Annotated in this window: 11 protein-coding genes; 6 read left to right on the top strand and 5 right to left on the bottom strand. The window is 68.4% G+C overall.

From position 1 onward, the window contains the following. Positions 1-46: 46 nt before the first annotated feature. The gene (gene purL, locus ACMZPQ_RS17555; protein ID WP_414486180.1) at positions 47-3,931 is read right to left on the bottom strand and encodes a phosphoribosylformylglycinamidine synthase; all 3,885 of its coding nucleotides are present in this window, start codon (positions 3,929-3,931) and stop codon (positions 47-49) included. Positions 3,932-4,765: 834 nt separating this feature from the next. Between purL and ACMZPQ_RS17550 the strand changes: the two genes are divergently transcribed. After that, positions 4,766-6,865 carry a glycosyl hydrolase family 18 protein gene (locus tag ACMZPQ_RS17550; protein ID WP_197583569.1) on the top strand — a complete coding sequence of 700 codons (2,100 nt, stop codon included), beginning with the start codon at positions 4,766-4,768 and terminating at the stop codon, positions 6,863-6,865. Positions 6,866-6,947: 82 nt separating this feature from the next. On the opposite strand, the gene ACMZPQ_RS17545 is transcribed toward ACMZPQ_RS17550, so the two are convergent. Together ACMZPQ_RS17545 and xerD are read right to left on the bottom strand one after the other, a co-directional pair. Then, positions 6,948-7,733 (bottom strand): thioredoxin fold domain-containing protein, encoded by a 786-nt coding sequence (locus ACMZPQ_RS17545; protein WP_197583568.1) that lies wholly within the window; start codon positions 7,731-7,733, stop codon positions 6,948-6,950. Positions 7,734-7,833: 100 nt separating this feature from the next. Then, complete coding sequence (gene xerD / locus ACMZPQ_RS17540; RefSeq protein ID WP_197583567.1) at positions 7,834-8,811, bottom strand: site-specific tyrosine recombinase XerD; 978 nt, start codon at positions 8,809-8,811, stop codon at positions 7,834-7,836. A gap of 56 nt (positions 8,812-8,867) precedes the next feature. On the opposite strand from xerD, the gene ACMZPQ_RS17535 reads away from it, so the two are divergent. Next, positions 8,868-9,359, top strand: a complete 492-nt coding sequence (locus tag ACMZPQ_RS17535) for an RDD family protein (RefSeq protein WP_197583566.1) — start codon at positions 8,868-8,870, stop codon at positions 9,357-9,359. Positions 9,360-9,479: 120 nt separating this feature from the next. On the opposite strand, the gene lptG is transcribed toward ACMZPQ_RS17535, so the two are convergent. Continuing rightward, positions 9,480-10,586, bottom strand: a complete 1,107-nt coding sequence (gene lptG / locus ACMZPQ_RS17530; protein ID WP_197583565.1) for an LPS export ABC transporter permease LptG — start codon at positions 10,584-10,586, stop codon at positions 9,480-9,482. Continuing rightward, positions 10,583-11,665, bottom strand: coding sequence for an LPS export ABC transporter permease LptF (gene lptF / locus ACMZPQ_RS17525; protein ID WP_197583564.1), 1,083 nt, complete (start codon positions 11,663-11,665; stop codon positions 10,583-10,585). The genes lptG and lptF overlap by 4 nt, the downstream gene beginning before the upstream one ends. A gap of 104 nt (positions 11,666-11,769) precedes the next feature. Here lptF and ACMZPQ_RS17520 point away from each other — a divergent pair, with 104 nt between their 5' ends. The 4 genes from ACMZPQ_RS17520 to ACMZPQ_RS17505 all read left to right on the top strand — a co-directional run bounded on the left by ACMZPQ_RS17520 (position 11,770) and on the right by ACMZPQ_RS17505 (position 16,845). Then, a complete protein-coding gene (locus ACMZPQ_RS17520) occupies positions 11,770-13,248 on the top strand; it encodes a leucyl aminopeptidase (RefSeq protein ID WP_197583563.1) in 1,479 nt (492 codons plus the stop codon). Positions 13,249-13,345: 97 nt separating this feature from the next. Next, on the top strand, positions 13,346-13,771 hold the full coding sequence (locus tag ACMZPQ_RS17515; RefSeq protein WP_088024108.1) for a DNA polymerase III subunit chi: 426 nt from the start codon (positions 13,346-13,348) through the stop codon (positions 13,769-13,771). Between the two features lie 19 nt (positions 13,772-13,790). Further along, positions 13,791-13,982 (top strand): YqaE/Pmp3 family membrane protein, encoded by a 192-nt coding sequence (locus tag ACMZPQ_RS17510; protein WP_014035920.1) that lies wholly within the window; start codon positions 13,791-13,793, stop codon positions 13,980-13,982. 34 nt (positions 13,983-14,016) lie between these two features. Further along, positions 14,017-16,845 (top strand): valine--tRNA ligase, encoded by a 2,829-nt coding sequence (locus tag ACMZPQ_RS17505; RefSeq protein WP_197583562.1) that lies wholly within the window; start codon positions 14,017-14,019, stop codon positions 16,843-16,845. Positions 16,846-16,924: the final 79 nt, after the last annotated feature.

The raw sequence follows: 16,924 nt of genomic DNA, 5'->3' as shown, positions 1-16,924 counted from the left end.
GTTTTCCGTACTTCATCGCATTGTCGCGTGCGCGCCGGTTGCGCCGTCAGCCGCACCATACCCGTGCGTTGCGGAACATGCGCATCCACGGCGAATCACCCTGCCACTCGGCCGGGGCCCAGCTCATGTTGAGTGCGCGCGGGGTGCGTTCCGGGTGCGGCATCATGATGGTGACGCGACCGTCGGTGCTGGTCAGGCCGGTGATGCCGTCCGGAGAACCGTTCGGATTCAACGGATACTGGCTGGCGACGTTGCCGTGGCCATCGATGTAGCGCAGCGAGACACGGGCCGCAGCCTGGTCGACCGCATTGTCGAACACCGCCTGGCCTTCGCCATGCGCCACCGCCACCTGCAGGCGCGAACCGGCCATGCCGCGCAGCAGGATCGACGGCGACTCCACCACTTCCAGCAACGCGGTACGGGCTTCGAACTGCTCGCTGGCGTTGCGGCGGAACTGCGGCCAGTGTTCGGCACCGGGGATGATGTTCTTCAGCTGGCTCATCATCTGGCAGCCGTTGCACACGCCCAGCGCGAAGCTGTCCTCGCGCGCGAAGAACGCGGCGAACGCATCACGCAGCGCGCTGCGCTCCAGGATCGAGGTGGCCCAGCCACGGCCGGCACCGAGCACGTCGCCGTAGCTGAAGCCGCCGCAGGCGACCAGGCCGGTGAATTCCTGCAGCGCCACGCGGCCTTCGATGAGGTCGCTCATGTGCACGTCGAACGCGCGGAAGCCGGCACGTTCGAAGATGTTGGCCATCTCGATCTGGCCGTTGACGCCCTGTTCGCGCAGCACCGCCACGCGCGGGCGCGCGCCGGTGCTGATGAACGGCGCGGCGACATCTTCATTGATGTCGAAGCTGAGCTTCGGCTTCAGTCCCGGCGCGTTGAAGGCACGCGCGATCTCGCGTTCGGCATCGGCGTTGGCGGGGTTGTCGCGGCGCTTCTGCATGGCGTGGGTGACCGACCACCAGGCATCGAACAACGCTTCCCAGCGCCATTCGGCCAGGTTCTCGCCGCCCAGCGACACGCGCACCACCGGTGCCGTGGTCGGCTTGGCGATGCGCTGCGCGCATTCGGTCAGTGCATGGCGTTCGACCAGGTCGGCAAACGCGGCACGGTCTTCGCGGGCAATCTGCACCACCGCGCCCAGTTCTTCGTTGAACAGGCTGCGGAACGGGTCATCGCCCCAGGCATCGAGGGTGATGTCCAGGCCCATGCGCGAGGTGAAGGCCATCTCGCACAGCGCGGCGAAGGCACCGCCATCGCTGCGGTCGTGGTAGGCCAGCAGCAGGCCGGACTGGCGCGCATCGCGGATCAGTTCGAAGAAGGCGCGCAGGCGCTGCGGGTCATCCAGGTCCGGCGCGGCACCGGCGAACGCCGGCAGGTCGCCGTGGTCGGCATGCACCTGGGCCAGGATCGATCCACCGAGGCGCTGCTTTCCGGCGCCCAGGCCGATCAGCCACACCTCGCTTTCAACCTCACGGTCGAGCAGCGGGGTCAGCTGCTGGCGTGCGTCGGCAACCGGCGCGAACGCGGTGATCACCAGCGACACCGGCGACACGCTCTTGTGTGCCTCGCCCTGGTCATGCCACTGCGCCTGCATCGACAGCGAATCCTTGCCCACCGGAATGCTGATATCCAGCTGCGGGCACAGCTCCATGCCCACCGCCTTCACCGCGTCGTACAGCAGCGCGTCTTCGCCCGGGTGGCCGGCAGCGGCCATCCAGTTCGCCGACAGCTTGATCTCATCCAGCGCGTCGACCGGCGCCGCGCACAGGTTGGTCAGTGCTTCACCCACCGCCATGCGCGCCGAAGCGGCCGCATCGAGCAGGGCCAGCGGGGTGCGCTCACCGATCGACATCGCTTCGCCGGCCACGCCGTCGAAATCGGCCAGCGTGATCGCCACGTCCGATACCGGCAGCTGCCACGGGCCAACCATCTGTTCGCGTGCGGTCAGGCCGCCAACGCTGCGGTCACCGATGGTGACCAGGAAGTTCTTCGAGGCCACCGTCGGGTGCGCCAGCACGCGCAGGCCCGCCTCCTGCAGGTCCAGGCCACCGGTCTTCAACGCCGGCCAGCGCGGCGCCGGCGGGTGCGCGGTGTCGCGGTGCATCTTCGGCGGCTTGCCGAACAGCACGTCCATCGGCAGGTCGATCGGCGCATCGGCCGGGGTGTGGCCCGGCACCGCACCGTAGGCCACCACCAGGTGTTCCTCGGCGGTGGCCACGCCAACCGCGGCGAACGGGCAGCGCTCGCGCGCGCACAGCGCGGCGAACTCGGCCAGGCGCTCCTGGGCGACACCGAGCACGTATCGCTCCTGCGACTCGTTGCACCACAGCTGCATCGGCGACAGCGACGGATCGTCGGTAGGCACCTTGCCCAGATCGATGACACCGCCGACCTTGGAGTCGTGCAGCAGTTCGGGGATGGCGTTGGACAGGCCACCGGCACCGACGTCGTGGAAGAACTTGATCGGGTTGTTGGCCCCCATCGCCACGCAGCGATCGATCACTTCCTGGCAGCGGCGTTCCATTTCCGGGTTGTCGCGCTGCACGCTGGCGAAGTCGAGGTCCTCGGCACTTTCGCCGGAAGCCACCGAGCTGGCGGCACCGCCGCCAAGGCCGATCAGCATCGCCGGGCCGCCGAGCACGATGACCGCATCACCGGCCTGCAGCGGGATCTTGTCGACCTGCACGCGGTCGATGGCGCCGAGGCCACCGGCCAGCATGATCGGCTTGTCGTAGGCGCGGACCAGGTCGGCGCCTTCGGGCAGCTCGAAGCTGCGGAAGTAGCCGAGCAGGTTCGGGCGGCCGAATTCGTTGTTGAACGCGGCGCCGCCGAGCGGGCCGTCGGTCATGATTTCCAGCGCCGGCGCCATGCGCGGGTTCAGCGCGCGCGGCGCTTCCCACGGCTGCGGCAGCTCGGGGATGCGCAGGTGCGAGACCGAGAAACCGGTCAGGCCAGCCTTGGGCTTGCCGCCGCGGCCGGTCGCGCCTTCGTCGCGGATTTCGCCACCGGCACCGGTCGAGGCGCCCGGGAACGGCGCGATCGCGGTCGGGTGGTTGTGCGTTTCCACCTTGATCTGGAACGCGCTCGGCACCTGCGGCTCGCGGCGGTATTCGCCGCTGGCCGGATCCGGGCGGTAGCGCGAGGCCGGGTGGCCTTCGATCACCGCGGCATTGTCGCTGTACGCGCTGAGCGTGTGCTGCGGGGTCTGCTGGTGGGTGTTCTTGATCATCCGGAACAGCGAGCGGTCCTGTTCCTGGCCGTCGATGGTCCAGCTGGCGTTGAAGATCTTGTGCCGGCAGTGCTCGGAATTGGCCTGCGCGAACATCATCAGTTCGACGTCCGACGGCGAGCGGCCCAGCGCGGTGAAGCGTTCGCGCAGGTAGTCGATCTCGTCCTGCGCCATGGCCAGGCCGAGGCGCTGGTTGGCGGCCTCCAGCTGGTCCACCGGCACGCGTTCCAGTTCACCGCGGGCCGGTGCCGAGAACAGCGCCTGGCCCTCTGCCACGGTCTCCAGCACCGACTGCGTCATCGGGTCGTGCAGCGCCTTGACCAGCGCCTGCTGGGCGGCAGCATCGGCCGGCCAGCCCTGCACGTCGATACGCAGGCCACGCTCGACCCGGCTGACCGGCTGGCCCGCGCCGCGGACCAGTTCGGTGGCCTTGCTCGACCACGGCGACAGCGTGCCCAGGCGCGGCACCACGATGCGGCTGACCGCGCCTTCGGCCACGGCCTCGGCCTGCGGCGCGGCTTCGAGGATGCGGCACAGGGTGGTCAGGTCGGGGGCGGCGCTGCCTTCGGGCTGCACGAAGTAGACGTGCCAGGCACCGCTGATGCGCAGGGAGGGAGCGATGGACTGCAGGCGGGATTCAAGACGTTCGCGGCGGAACGGCGACAGGGCGGGCGCGCCCTCGAGGACCATCATGTCCGGGGAACCGTAGTTGGGAAACGGGCCCGACATTGTACCGGAAGCGGAGGAAGGGCTCTGGCCAGGCGGCGCCCGGCACCCGCCGAGGCCAGGGCAACGGCAACGGCAACGGCCAAAGCAAAAGCGGGGTTCCCGTGGGATGGCGGGGTGGGTCCGGTGGCGGGGGACGCCGTAAACCCGTCCCTGGGGGCTTGGCCGCGGCATCCATGCCGCGGACACCCCCGCCACCGGACCCACCCCGCCTCCGACAGACTTCCGCGATCTGCCGACCCTGGATTTGTTGCGATATCTGATGGATTCATCCACGCATGGCGTGGATCTACTGGCGGTCCCGAGAACGGGTAGATCCACGCCATGCGTGGATGGGAGCGAAGCGACCGGCTTCTGCTTTTGATTTTCTGTTCTGTCTTCCGTGGCTGGCCGCGCGGGAACCTGTCCGTGGCCGGGTGGGTGGGCTGCGCAGGGGCGTGAGCCGCATGGATGCGGCGATCGAGCTTACATGGACGTACTTGCAGCGCCCCCTGCGCAGCCCACCCACCCGGCCAACCCCCGGAAACCCGCTTTCAGCGACCCACCCCAGCCACGAGGGGCTCCGCCGATGGCCGCCGACCGCGCGCAGCGCCGCCTTCCGCCCGGATCCCCGAACCATGCGCTTGCTCACGGATTGACCACGCAATTGATGACAACGTTGTCCCCACCTGGCGCCGGACTCTCTCCCCGGCCTCCCAGGTACCCCGTCCGCCCCCTCCGTCGCCTTCCCGGGCGACGCCCGGACCTGCGTCACGCGCGGCGCCATCGGGGCCCGCGCGCCCTTTGATCGGAGACTTACCCATGTACGACCCGATTGTGCGCAGTGCCGAACGTGCGACCCGAAGCTGTCGTCCCCGCCGCCTGGCCTGGCTGCTTGCCCTGGCCGCCGGTACCGCCGCCCTGCCCGGCCTGGCGCAGGCCGCCAGCTGTGCCGGCGTGGCCCAGTGGGACCAGGCCAAGATCTACCGGGCCGGCGATACCCTGCAGAAAGGAGGCGTCCTCTATCGGGCGAACCAGGACATCTGGAACGCGCCGCCGGACCATCCGGCCGGTGCGCCCTACTACACCAATCTCGGTGCCTGCGATGGCAGTGGCAGCAACCAGCCGCCGGTGGTCAGCCTGACCTCGCCGGCCAACGGTGCCACCTTCAGTGCCGGCAGCACGGTGAACGTGACCGCCAACGCCAGCGATCCGGACGGCAGCGTCGCCAAGGTGGAGTTCTTCCGCGACGGCAGCTCGCTGGGCATCGCCACCAGTGCGCCGTACGCGGCCAGCTGGGGCAACGCCAGCGCCGGCAGCCACACCCTGCGCGCGGTGGCCACCGACAACAACAACGCCACCACCAGCACGCCCACCATCACCATCACCGTCAACGCCGCCGGTGGCGATACCACCGCGCCGAGCGTGCCGGGCGGGCTGGCAGTGGGGACCCGTACTGCCAACAGCATCGCGCTCAGCTGGAGCCCGTCCACCGACAACACCGGTGGCAGCGGCATGGCCGGCTATGACGTGTACCGCAACGGCAGCCTGGTCGGCTCGCCGTCCAGTGCCAGCTACATCGATGGCGGCCTGACCGCGTCGACCACCTACCGCTACCGCGTGCGCGCCCGCGACAACGCCGGCAACGCCTCGGCACAGGGCACCGAGATCAGCGCCACCACGCTGGCCGGCGACGGCGGCAGCACCGGCAAGCGGGTCATCGGCTACTTCACCCAGTGGGGCATCTACGGCCGCAACTACCGGGTCAAGAACATCGACAGCAGCGGCTCGGCCGCACGCCTGACCCACATCAACTACGCGTTCGGCAACGTGCGCAACAACCGCTGCGAAGTGGGCATCACCCAGCCGTCGGATCCGAACAGCGGTGCCGGTGGCGATGCCTTCGCCGATTACACCAAGGCCTTCAGTGCCGCCGAGAGCGTCAGCGGCAGCGCCGATACCTGGGACCAGCCGCTGCGTGGCAACTGGAACCAGCTCAAGCAGCTCAAGGCCAAGTACCCGGGCATGAAGGTGCTGATCTCGCTGGGTGGCTGGACCTGGTCGCGCGGCTTCTCCAGCGCGGCGCGCCCGGAAAACCGCCAGGCCTTCGTCGCCTCGTGCATCGACGCCTACATCAAGGGCAACCTGCCGGTGACCGACGGTGCCGGTGGTGCCGGAGCCGCGCTGGGCGTGTTCGACGGCATCGACATCGACTGGGAATACCCGGTGGCCTGTGGCATCGAATGCGGCAAGCCGGAAGACAACGCCAACTTCACCGCGCTGATGGCCGAGTTCCGCCGCCAGCTCGATGCGGTGCGTCCGGGCCTGTTGCTGACGGTGGCGGTGGGTGCGGGCATCGACAAGATCCGCGTCACCGATCCGGCCGCGTACCACCCGTACCTGGACTACATCAACGTGATGACCTACGACTTCCACGGCGCGTGGGATGCGAAGACCAATCACCAGTCGGCGCTGTTCGATTCGCCGAATGATCCTTCCACCGGCGACCAGAAGCTGTACAACAGCAACGACGCCATCGAGGCCTTCATCAGCCGTGGCGTGCCCGCCGCCAAGCTCAACCTGGGCATCGGCTACTACGGGCGTGGCTGGACCGGCGTGGTCAACGCCAACAACGGCCTGTACCAGACCGCCAGCGGTGCTGCCCCGGGTACCTACGAGGCCGGCATCGAAGACTGGAAGGTGCTGAAGAACCTGGCGTGGCCGGGCTACACCGACAACACCGCCGGTGCCACCTGGATCTACAACGGCAGCACGCTGTGGAGCTTCGACACCCCGGCCAACATCACCCGCAAGATGGGCTACGTGAAGACCCAGGGCCTGGGCGGCGCGTTCGTGTGGGAGTTCAGTGGTGACGATGCACAGGGCACGCTGACCAAGGCGGTCAGTGATGGCCTGAAGTAAGAAAAAAAGCCGGGGATGCATCGCGTCCCCGGCTTTCCACATGGATTCAACAGCCGCCGGGCCATGCCCGGCGACGTTACGGTCAGCGCTTGGCCGACAGCTTTTCCAGCGCCGCACGCAGCTGTGCCGGCGGCAGGTAGCCGCCCAGCTGGGTACCATCGGGCGCGAAGATCGCCGGTGTACCGTTCACGCCCAGCTGCTGGCCCAGCGCGTACTGCATCGCCACCGGATTGGTGCAGTTCTTGGCCGGCACGCTGCCACCGCGCTTGGCGTTGGTCAGCGCCTGGCGACGGTCGGCCGCACACCAGACCGAAATCATGTCGATGTAGTCCTTGCTGCCCAGGCCCATGCGCGGGAACGCCAGGTATTCGACGGAGATGCCGTTGCGGTTCAGTTCGGCGATGTCCTGGTGCAGCTTGCGGCAGTAGCCGCATTCGATATCGGTGAACACGCTGATGGTGTACTTGGCGTTCGGCGCGGCGAACACGATGCGGTCGCCGTGGTTGGCCTTGGCCAGCAGATCGCGACGGTAGCCCAGCAGGCCTTCGCTGTTGGCCGGGCCCTTGGCGCGGGTGTCGTACGGCTGCGACTGGAACAGGTAGCGGCCGTCGTCGGACACGTACAGCAGCTGGCCGGACACCACCACTTCACGGAAGCCGGGGAACGGTGCCGCGCCGATGTAGTCAATCTGGAACCCGGGGTTCAGGGCGGTCAGCGCCGCACGCACGGCCTGGTCGGCCGCGCCGTTGGCGGCCGGGCTGGCCTTGGCCGGTGCGGCGGCAGGTGCCTTGGCGGCCGGCGGGGCCGGCTGGGCGCAGGCAGTCAGGCTGAGCGCACCGAACACGGCGGCGATGGCAAATCGGAGCATGGAGCGTTCCGCGGCAGAAGAAGACCCCGGATTCTGACACAGCCACCGCGACCGGGCCGCGACGCCGCGCACGGCCCGGGGCCCAGGTTCAGGCCCTCGCTCAACCGCGTGGATGATGGCGGGCGTGCAGCTTCTGCAGGTGCTCGCGGGCCACCAGGGTGTAAATCTGGGTCGTGGACAGCGAGCTGTGGCCGAGCAGCATCTGCAGCGCGCGCAGGTCAGCCCCGCGGTTGAGCAGATGGGTGGCGAAGCTGTGGCGCAGGCCGTGCGGGCTGATCCGCGCCGGGTCGATGCCGGCTACCTGCGCGTGACGTTTCACCAGATGCCAGAACGCCTGCCGGGTCAGCGCATGCAACGTCGGCTCGATGAACAACGGGGTCTGCCCATCCGCCAGCGCGTGCACCCTGCCCTTGCCGACCAGCTGCGGCCGCGACTGCTGCAGGTAACGCTCCAGCCAGTGCTGTGATTCTTCGCCCAGCGGCACCAGCCGTTCCTTGCTGCCCTTGCCGGTCACCCGCAGCACGCCCTGGCGCAGGTTGACCGCGGTGGCCGGCAGCAACACCAGCTCGCTCACGCGCAGGCCGGCGGCATACATCAGTTCCAGCATGGCGCGATCGCGCAGGCCCAGCGGGCTGTCGATGTCCGGCGCGGCCAGCAACGCGTCGATCTGGCTTTCGGCCAGCGCCTTGGGCAACAGCCGTGGCAGCTTCGGCGGATCGAGCAGCGCGCTGGGGTCTTCGCTGCGCTCGCCACGACGCACGCCGTCGGCGAAGAACGCGCGCAGCGCCGACAGCAGGCGCGCGTTGCTGCGTGGCGACCAGCCATGACGGGTGCGCCAGGCCAGGTAGTCGAACAGGCCGGGGCGCTCGATGCCGGCCAGGCCACCGTCGCGTCCATCCATCCAGCGCGCCACCCCTTCCAGGTCGCGCCGGTAACTGTCCAGGGTGGCGCGGGCCAGGCCGTTCTCGGCCCAGATCGCGTCGAGGAAACGCTGGATGCGCGCGCCGTCATCGGCGCGCAGTTCCGGCAGTTGCTGCACCAGCTGGCGGCGTTCGGCGGGGGTGGAAACAAGGGCCATGCGTGCAGGATACGAGGGCGACTGCGGACGCGGCCAGCATTGCGTATGCTCGGCGCATGTCCCGCCCTGCCACCGACACCGCTTCTGCGGCTGCCAGCGAAACATCCCGCCCGCGCGCGCTGCTGCTGTGGCGCGTGCTGGCGATGGTCTACGACGCACTGCCGGTACTGGCGCTATGGATGCTGGCCGGCACCCTGTTCACCCTGGCCTATACCTTCAGCGGCCATGCCCAGCGCGAAAACATCGCACCCTTCAGCGCCTGGCAATGGCTGCTCTGGGCAGTGTGCTGGGTCATCACCGGGTGGTATGCCACGGCCAGCTGGCACCGTGGCGGACAGACGCTGGGCATGCGGCCGTGGCGGTTGAAACTGGAATCACGCGATGGCCTGCCGCTGCGGCGCGGCCAGCTGTGGCTGCGGTTCGCGGTGGGCACGCTGTCCCTGCTGCTGGGCGGGCTGGGGTTCTGGTGGGCATGGGTCGACCGCGACCGCCTGACCTGGCATGACCGCGCCAGCGGCACCCGCGTGGTGCGCATGCCGAAGCGGTGATGCGCTGATTGTAGAGCCGAGCCCATGCTCGGCTGGCGTGCGGTGCGTGAAAAGCAGCCGAGCATCGGCTCGGCTCTACAGAAATCCGCGCGTTGGCCGTCTTGGCCAGCGCCACAGCACTCAGCCCGATTTGCGCCGGAACAGCAGGCCGGACACCGCCAGCATCACGATCGGCGGCAACGCATAGGCGATGCGGTAGTCGAACTTCAACGCGCCGGCCATGCGGCCGAAGAACAGCTGCAGCAGCCAGAAGCCCAGCGCGAACAGGATGCCCAGGAACAGGCGCTTGCCCATGCCGCCGCTGCGCAGCGAGCCGAACGCGAACGGCACTGCGGCCAGGCACAGCGCCAGCACGTTCACCGGGTAGAACCAGCGGCTCCAGTACACGTCTTCAAAATCGCGCGCATCCAGTCCGTTGCGTTCGCGGTACTCGATGCTGGTACGCAGCTCGGCAACGCTGAGATTGCGCGGCTTGGCGATGCCGGTCGCCAGCGCCGCCGGGTCCAGCTTTGAATTCCACGGTTCGCGCGCCGCTTCCTCGCGCGTTGCCGAGCGTTCGCCGAAGGTGTCGCGGCGGACCCCGGTCAGTACCCAGCCATCCTTGTCATGCTCGACAGTGGCGGCATGGGTCAGCGAGGCGATCCGGCCATCCTCGGCCACCCGGTACAGGCGAACGTCACGCAGGATCAGGCGCGTTCCCTTGTCGCCGACCAGCTGCTCCTCGCCGCTCTGCGCATTGAGGAAGGTATCGCCTTCGCGGGCCCACAAGCCGGAATAGCGCGTGGTGGTGATGTCCCGCCCGAACTTGGCGCTGGACTTCAGCGCATCGGCGCGGTCCTGGCCCCACGGCCCCAGTGTCTCGGCGCTGAGCACCATCACTGCGGTCAACAGCGACAGGGCGATCGCCACCGACACGCTGAGGCGCTTGCGCGACAGGCCCAGCGCGCGCAGGGCGGTCAGCTCGGAGGTCGCCGCCAGCTGGCCCAGGCCCATCAGCGCACCGATCACCGCAGCGGTCGGGAACATGGTGTAGGCGCGGCGCGGCACGGTGTACAGCACCCATGCCGCCGCGTGACCGAGGGTGTAGCCGTTCTTGCCGATGTCCTTGAACTCGCCGGAGAAGGCCATCACCACGTCCAGGCCGACCAGCACCGCCCAGGTCAGCAGCACCGTGGTGAACACCGACCGCCCCAGGTACAGGTCGAAACGCATCGGGCGCAGCCTCATGCGCGGGCTCCCTTCGAGCGGCCCAGGCGGCCATCACGCACGTACATCCAGATCGACAGCGCCAGCAGCGGCAATGTCAGCCACCACAGGCCCAGCGCGGGTGGAATCTTGCCGGTGGCGATCCAGCCGCTGCCGATGAACATCAGGTTGGTCCCCACCATGTAGGCCATCAGCGCCAGCATCATGCGGCCGTAGCGCTGCTGACGCGGCGAGCTGCGGCCCAACGGCACGGTCAGCAGGGCGAAGGCCAGCGCGATCAACGGTGGCGCCAGGCGACGGTGCAGCTGCGCCTGCGCCTCCGGTCGTTCATCGCCGAACAGCTTCAGGGTCGGCATCAGTTCCGGGTCATCCTCGGTTCGGGTCTGCGCACCGTCGGGCAGCGCCACATCGTTGCGGGCAAAGGTCGCCAGGCGGTAATCCAGCGCGCCGGCCACCGGCCCTTCCACCTGGTGGCCGTCATCCAGTTCGAGGAAGCGCTGGCGCGTGCCCTCGAAGAACATCCGGCCACTGTTGGCCGACACCACTTCCAGGCGATCGTCCTTCTGCCGCTGCAGGAACACCTTGCCCAGCTGGGTGCCATCCGGCGAGATCGAGGACAGGTAGACCACCCCGCCGTTGGGCAGGGTGGTGAAGCGGCCCGGCTCCAGCCCGGCCATCAGCACGCTGCGGTTGGCTTCAATGATCATCTGCTCGGCCACCCGCCCGGCCCAGGGGCCCAGCCACAGCGAACAGGCGCCGACCAGCAGCACCACCGGCACCACCAGCATCATCAGCGGTCGCAACAGGCGCTTGGGGCCGACGCCAATGGCGGTGATCACCGCCATTTCCGAGTCACGGTACAGCCGGGCGATGGCCAGCAGCAGGCCCAGCATCAGCGCCAGCGGCAGGATCAGCGGCAGGTAGGCGATGAACTGCAGGCCCAGCTGCGAGAACAGCAGCTTGGCCGGCAGGCGCCCGTCGGCGATGTTGCCGAGGATGTCCACCAGCACGCCGCCCACGCTGACCACCAGCAGGACGATCAGGGTAGCCAGGAAACTCTGGACGAAATCGCCCAGCAGGTATCGGTCGAGCTTCAGCATGGGGCGGTGGTTTAAACTCTGGGGTTCGTTCGCGGTGCCGCCCAGTCTACTGTCTGGGCGTAAACGGCCTGCGATTGTACGGACTCGCCAATGGAATCTGCTCAATGGCCCTCGAATTCACCCTGAACCACGTTGCTCCGGCCGCCGCCACCGTTGATTGCCTGGTGGTTGGCGCCTATGCCGACCATACCCTGACCCCGGCCGCCCAGGCCCTGGATGCCGCCAGTGGCGGCCGCCTGGCCACCCTGGCCCAGCGCGGCGACCTGTCCGGCAAGACCGGCGCCACCACCCTGCTGCACGATCTGCCGGGCGTGACCGCCCCGCGCGTGCTGGTGGTCGGCCTGGGCGACGCCGCCCGCTTCGGCGTGCCGCAGTACCTGAAGGCCATCGGCGACGCCGTGCGCGCGCTGAAGGCCGGCGCCACCCGCAGCGCGCTGTTCACCCTGTCCGAGGTGGCGATCAAGGACCGCGACGCGGCCTGGGCGATCCGCCAGGCGGTGATCGCCGCCGATCACGCCGCCTACCGCTACACCGCCACCCTGGGCAAGAAGAAGGCCGACGACGCCGGCCTGGCGCAGCTGGCCATTGCCGGTGACGACGCGCAGGCGCTGGCCCAGGGCCAGGCCATCGCCGCCGGCGTCGAGTTCGCCCGCGAGCTGGGCAACCTGCCGCCGAACTACTGCACCCCGGCCTACCTGGCCGAGGTGGGCGTGAAGTTTGCCGGTGAGCACGAGGGCGCCGAAGCCGAGATCCTCGACGAGCACCAGATGGAAGCGCTGGGCATGGGCTCGCTGCTGGCCGTGGCCCGCGGCTCGGCCAACCGCCCGCGCCTGGTGGTGCTGAAATGGTCCGGTGGCGGCGACGCCAAGCCGTACGTGCTGGTGGGCAAGGGCATCACCTTCGATACCGGTGGCGTCAACCTGAAGACCCAGGGCGGCATCGAGGAGATGAAGTACGACATGTGCGGTGGCGCCAACGTCATCGGCACCTTCGTCGCCGCGGTCAAGGCCAAGCTGCCGCTGAACCTGGTGGTGGTGGTCCCGGCGGTGGAAAACGCCATCGATGGCAACGCTTACCGTCCGTCCGACGTGATCACCTCGATGTCGGGCAAGACCATCGAAGTCGGCAACACCGACGCCGAAGGCCGCCTGATCCTGTGCGACGCGCTGACCTACGCGCAGCGCTTCGAGCCGGCCGCGCTGGTCGACGTCGCCACCCTGACCGGCGCCTGCATGGTCGCCCTGGGCCACCAGACCGCCGGCCTGATGAGCAAGCACGACGATCTGGCCAACGAGCTGCTGGCCGCCGGCGAGCACGTGTTCGACCGCGCCTGGCGCCTGCCGCTGTGGGACGAGTACCAGCCGATGCTGGATTCGAGCTTTGCCGATGTCTACAACATCGGCGGCCGCTGGGCCGGTGCGATCACCGCCGGCTGCTTCCTGTCGCGCTTCGCCGAAGGCCAGCGCTGGGCGCACCTGGACATCGCCGGCGTGGCCAGCGATGAAGGCAAGCGTGGCATGGCCACCGGCCGCCCGGTCGGCCTGCTGAGCCAGTGGCTGCTGGACCAGGTCGCCCGCGCCTGATGCCGTACCCGACCCTGGCCGGCAACCGCCGGCCGGGGCCTTGCTGCTCCAGCCATGTCCCGGCCTGGAGCGGCGTTTGCCTCACCTGGATGCCGCCATGCCCCGCGCCGACTTCTACCTGATCGCCAAGCCCCGCTTCCTGACCGAGCCCCTGCGGCTGGTCTGCGAGCTGGCGCGCAAGGCCAATGACGCCGGGCTGTTCACCCTGGTACTGGCCCGTGACCAGGCCCAGGCCGAGGAACTGGACGAACTTCTCTGGTCGTTCGACGACGATGCCTACATCCCGCACCAGATCGTGGGTGAGGATGTCGACGAGGAAGAGGCGCTGGTGCTGATCGCCCCCCCGGGCGGCGACGCACCGGTACGGCCGCTGGTGATCAACCTGCGCGACGAACCCTGGCTGGGCCAGTGCGAACGCGTGCTGGAAGTGGTGCCGGCCGATCCGGAAGCGCGCGAACCGCTGCGCGAGCGCTGGCGCCAGTACAAGACCGCCGGTTACGACCTGAACAAGCACGACATGTAAGCCCAGCGAGGTCCCCTTGATGCGCCTGTTGATCGCCCTGATTCTTCCCTGGCTGTCCTTTTTCACCATCGGCCGACCGCTGGCCGGCATCGTCTGCCTGATCCTGCAGATCACCCTGATCGGCTGGCTGCCCGCCGCCATCTGGGCCGCCTATGCGGTCAGCCAGTACCACACCGACCAGAAGATCCGGCGCGCCCTCGGGTCGCGCTGATCTCCCTTCCCGCCTTGATTACCGGTTCCCCTGCATGACCCAACTCGCCTCCAGCTACGACCCGAAGTCCTTCGAGACCGACCTCTACGAGGCCTGGGAGAAGGCCGGCCACTTCAAGCCGTCCGGCACGGGCGAGCCGTACACCATCCTGCTGCCGCCGCCGAACGTGACCGGCACCCTGCACATGGGCCACGCCTTCCAGCAGACCCTGATGGATGCGCTGGTGCGCTACCACCGCATGCGCGGCTACGACACGCTGTGGCAGGTCGGTACCGACCACGCCGGCATCGCCACCGAAATGGTGGTCAGCCGCAACCTGACACTGGAAGGCAAGGGCGAGACCCGCGATTCGCTGGGCCGCGAAGGCTTCATCGGCAAGGTCTGGGAGTGGAAGCAGCAGTCCGGCGACACCATCGAGCGCCAGATGCGCCGGCTCGGCACCTCCGCCGACTGGTCGCGCAGCACCTTCACCATGGACCCGCAGCCGTCGGCCGCGGTCAACGAAGCCTTCGTGCGCTGGTACGAGCAGGGCCTGATCTACCGTGGCCAGCGCCTGGTCAACTGGGACCCGGTGCTGAAGACCGCCATCTCCGACCTGGAAGTGGAGAGCGCCGAGGAAGACGGCTTCCTGTGGTCGATCGCCTACACGCTGGATGAAGGCCTGAGCTACGAGCACGTCGAGCGCGATGCCGACGGCGTGGAAACCCTGCGCGAGACCCGCGACTACCTGGTGGTCGCCACCACCCGCCCGGAAACCCTGCTGGGTGATACCGCGGTGATGGTGCACCCGGAAGACGCGCGCTATGCACACCTGATCGGCAAGAGCGTGGTGCTGCCGCTGACCGGCCGCCGCGTACCGGTGATCGCCGACGACTATGTGGACCGTGCGTTCGGCACCGGCGTGGTCAAGGTCACCCCCGCGCATGATTTCAACGATTACGAAGTGGGCGTGCGCCACAGCCTGCCGATGATCAACCTGTTCACCCCGGTGGCAGCGCTCAATGAGAACGCGCCGGAACGCTTCCAGGGCCTGGACCGCTACGCCGCGCGCAAGGCGGTGCTGGCCGAGCTGGAAGACCTGGGCATCCTGGTCGAGACCAAGGCGCACAAGCTGCAGGTACCGCGCGGTGATCGCACCGGCCAGGTGATCGAGCCGTACCTGACCGACCAGTGGTTCGTGAAGATGGACGACCTGGCCAAGCGTGGCCTGGAACTGGTGGAGGACGGCAGCATTTCCTTCGTGCCGCCGAACTGGATCAACACCTACCGCCACTGGATGAACAACATCCAGGACTGGTGCATCAGCCGCCAGCTGTGGTGGGGCCACCGCATCCCGGCCTGGTTCGATGCCGCCACTGGCAGCTGCTACGTCGGCCGCAGCGAAGCGGAAGTGCGCGCGAAGCACAACCTCGGCAGCGAGGTGGTGCTGAACCAGGAAAGCGACGTGCTGGAGACCTGGTTCTCCTCGCAGCTGTGGCCGTTCTCCACCCTGGGCTGGCCGAACGAGCAGGCCATGGCCGAGCGTGGCTTCGACCGCTACCTGCCGTCGTCGGTGCTGATCACCGGCTTCGACATCATCTTCTTCTGGGTGGCGCGCATGATCATGGCCACCGACAACCTGGTCGGGAAGATCCCGTTCAAGGACGTCTACTTCACCGGCCTGATCCGCGACGGTCAGGGCCAGAAGATGTCCAAGAGCAAGGGCAACGTGCTTGATCCGCTGGACATCATCGACGGCATCACCATCGACGACCTGGTCGCCAAGCGCACCGGCGGCCTGATGCAGCCGAAGATGGTGGAGAAGATCGAGAAGGCCACCCGCAAGGAATTCCCGGACGGCATCGCCGCCCACGGTGCCGACGCGCTGCGCTTCACCATCGCCGCGCTGGCCACCCACGGCCGCGACATCAAGTTCGACATGAACCGCGCCGAGGGCTACAAGAACTTCTGCAACAAGCTGTGGAACGCCAGCCGCTTTGCCCTGATGAACACCGAAGGCGCGGCGTTCAGCGGCGTGCCCAAGCCGCGCACCGATGCCGAGCGCTGGATCCTCGCGCGCCTGGCCGCCACCACCGCCGAAGCACAGGGCCATTTCGCCGCCTACCGCTTCGACCTGCTGGCGCAGTGCCTGTACGAGTTCGCCTGGAACGCGTTCTGCGACTGGTTCCTGGAACTGAGCAAGCCAGCGCTGAACGGTGCCGACGCCGCCGACGCCGAGAGCACCCGCCACACCCTGCTGTACGTGCTGGAAGCGCTGCTGCGCCTGCTGCACCCGTTGACCCCGTTCATCACCGAACAGCTGTGGCAGCAGCTGGCCCCGCGCCTGGGCCTGGCCGAGACCACGCTGTCGCTGCGCCCGTACCCGACCGCGGCCGAGTTCGAAGGCGATTTCGCCCAGGCCGAGGCCGACGTGGAATGGCTGAAGGCGGTGATCAGTGCGGTGCGTCGCGTGCGCAGTGAACTGAATGTCGCGCCGTCCAAGCTGGTGCCGCTGCGCCTGCAGGCCGGGCTGGAACAGGACCGCGTGCGCATCGAGCGCTTCAGTGCCTCGCTGTCGTTCCTGCTGAAGCTGGACAGCATCCAGTGGCTGGCCGAAGGCGAAAGCGCACCGCCGGCCGCCGCCGCGATCGTCGGTGAACTGAAGCTGCTGGTGCCGCTGGAAGGCCTGGTCGATCTTGATGCCGAGCGCGTGCGCCTGGACAAGGAAATCGCCCGCGTCGACGCCGAAAAGGAGAAGAGCGAGACCAAGCTGGCCAAGTTCACCGACAAGGTGCCACCGGCCGTGGTCGAGCAGGAGCGCGTGCGCCTGGCCGACTGGAATACCCAGCTGGCCGGCCTGCGCGAGCAGCGCGCGAAGCTGTAACACCTGCCTGGTGGGTGCGGACCTCGGTCCGCACCAATGCAATGTGCCAACCAAGGTTGGCACCCACCGAAGCGGAAAT

It is taken from the genome of Stenotrophomonas maltophilia, from assembly GCF_047497515.2.
GTDB lineage: Bacteria > Pseudomonadota > Gammaproteobacteria > Xanthomonadales > Xanthomonadaceae > Stenotrophomonas.
The sequence above is the reverse complement of the archived record's forward strand: the minus strand, read 5'-3'. Positions and strand labels throughout refer to the sequence as shown.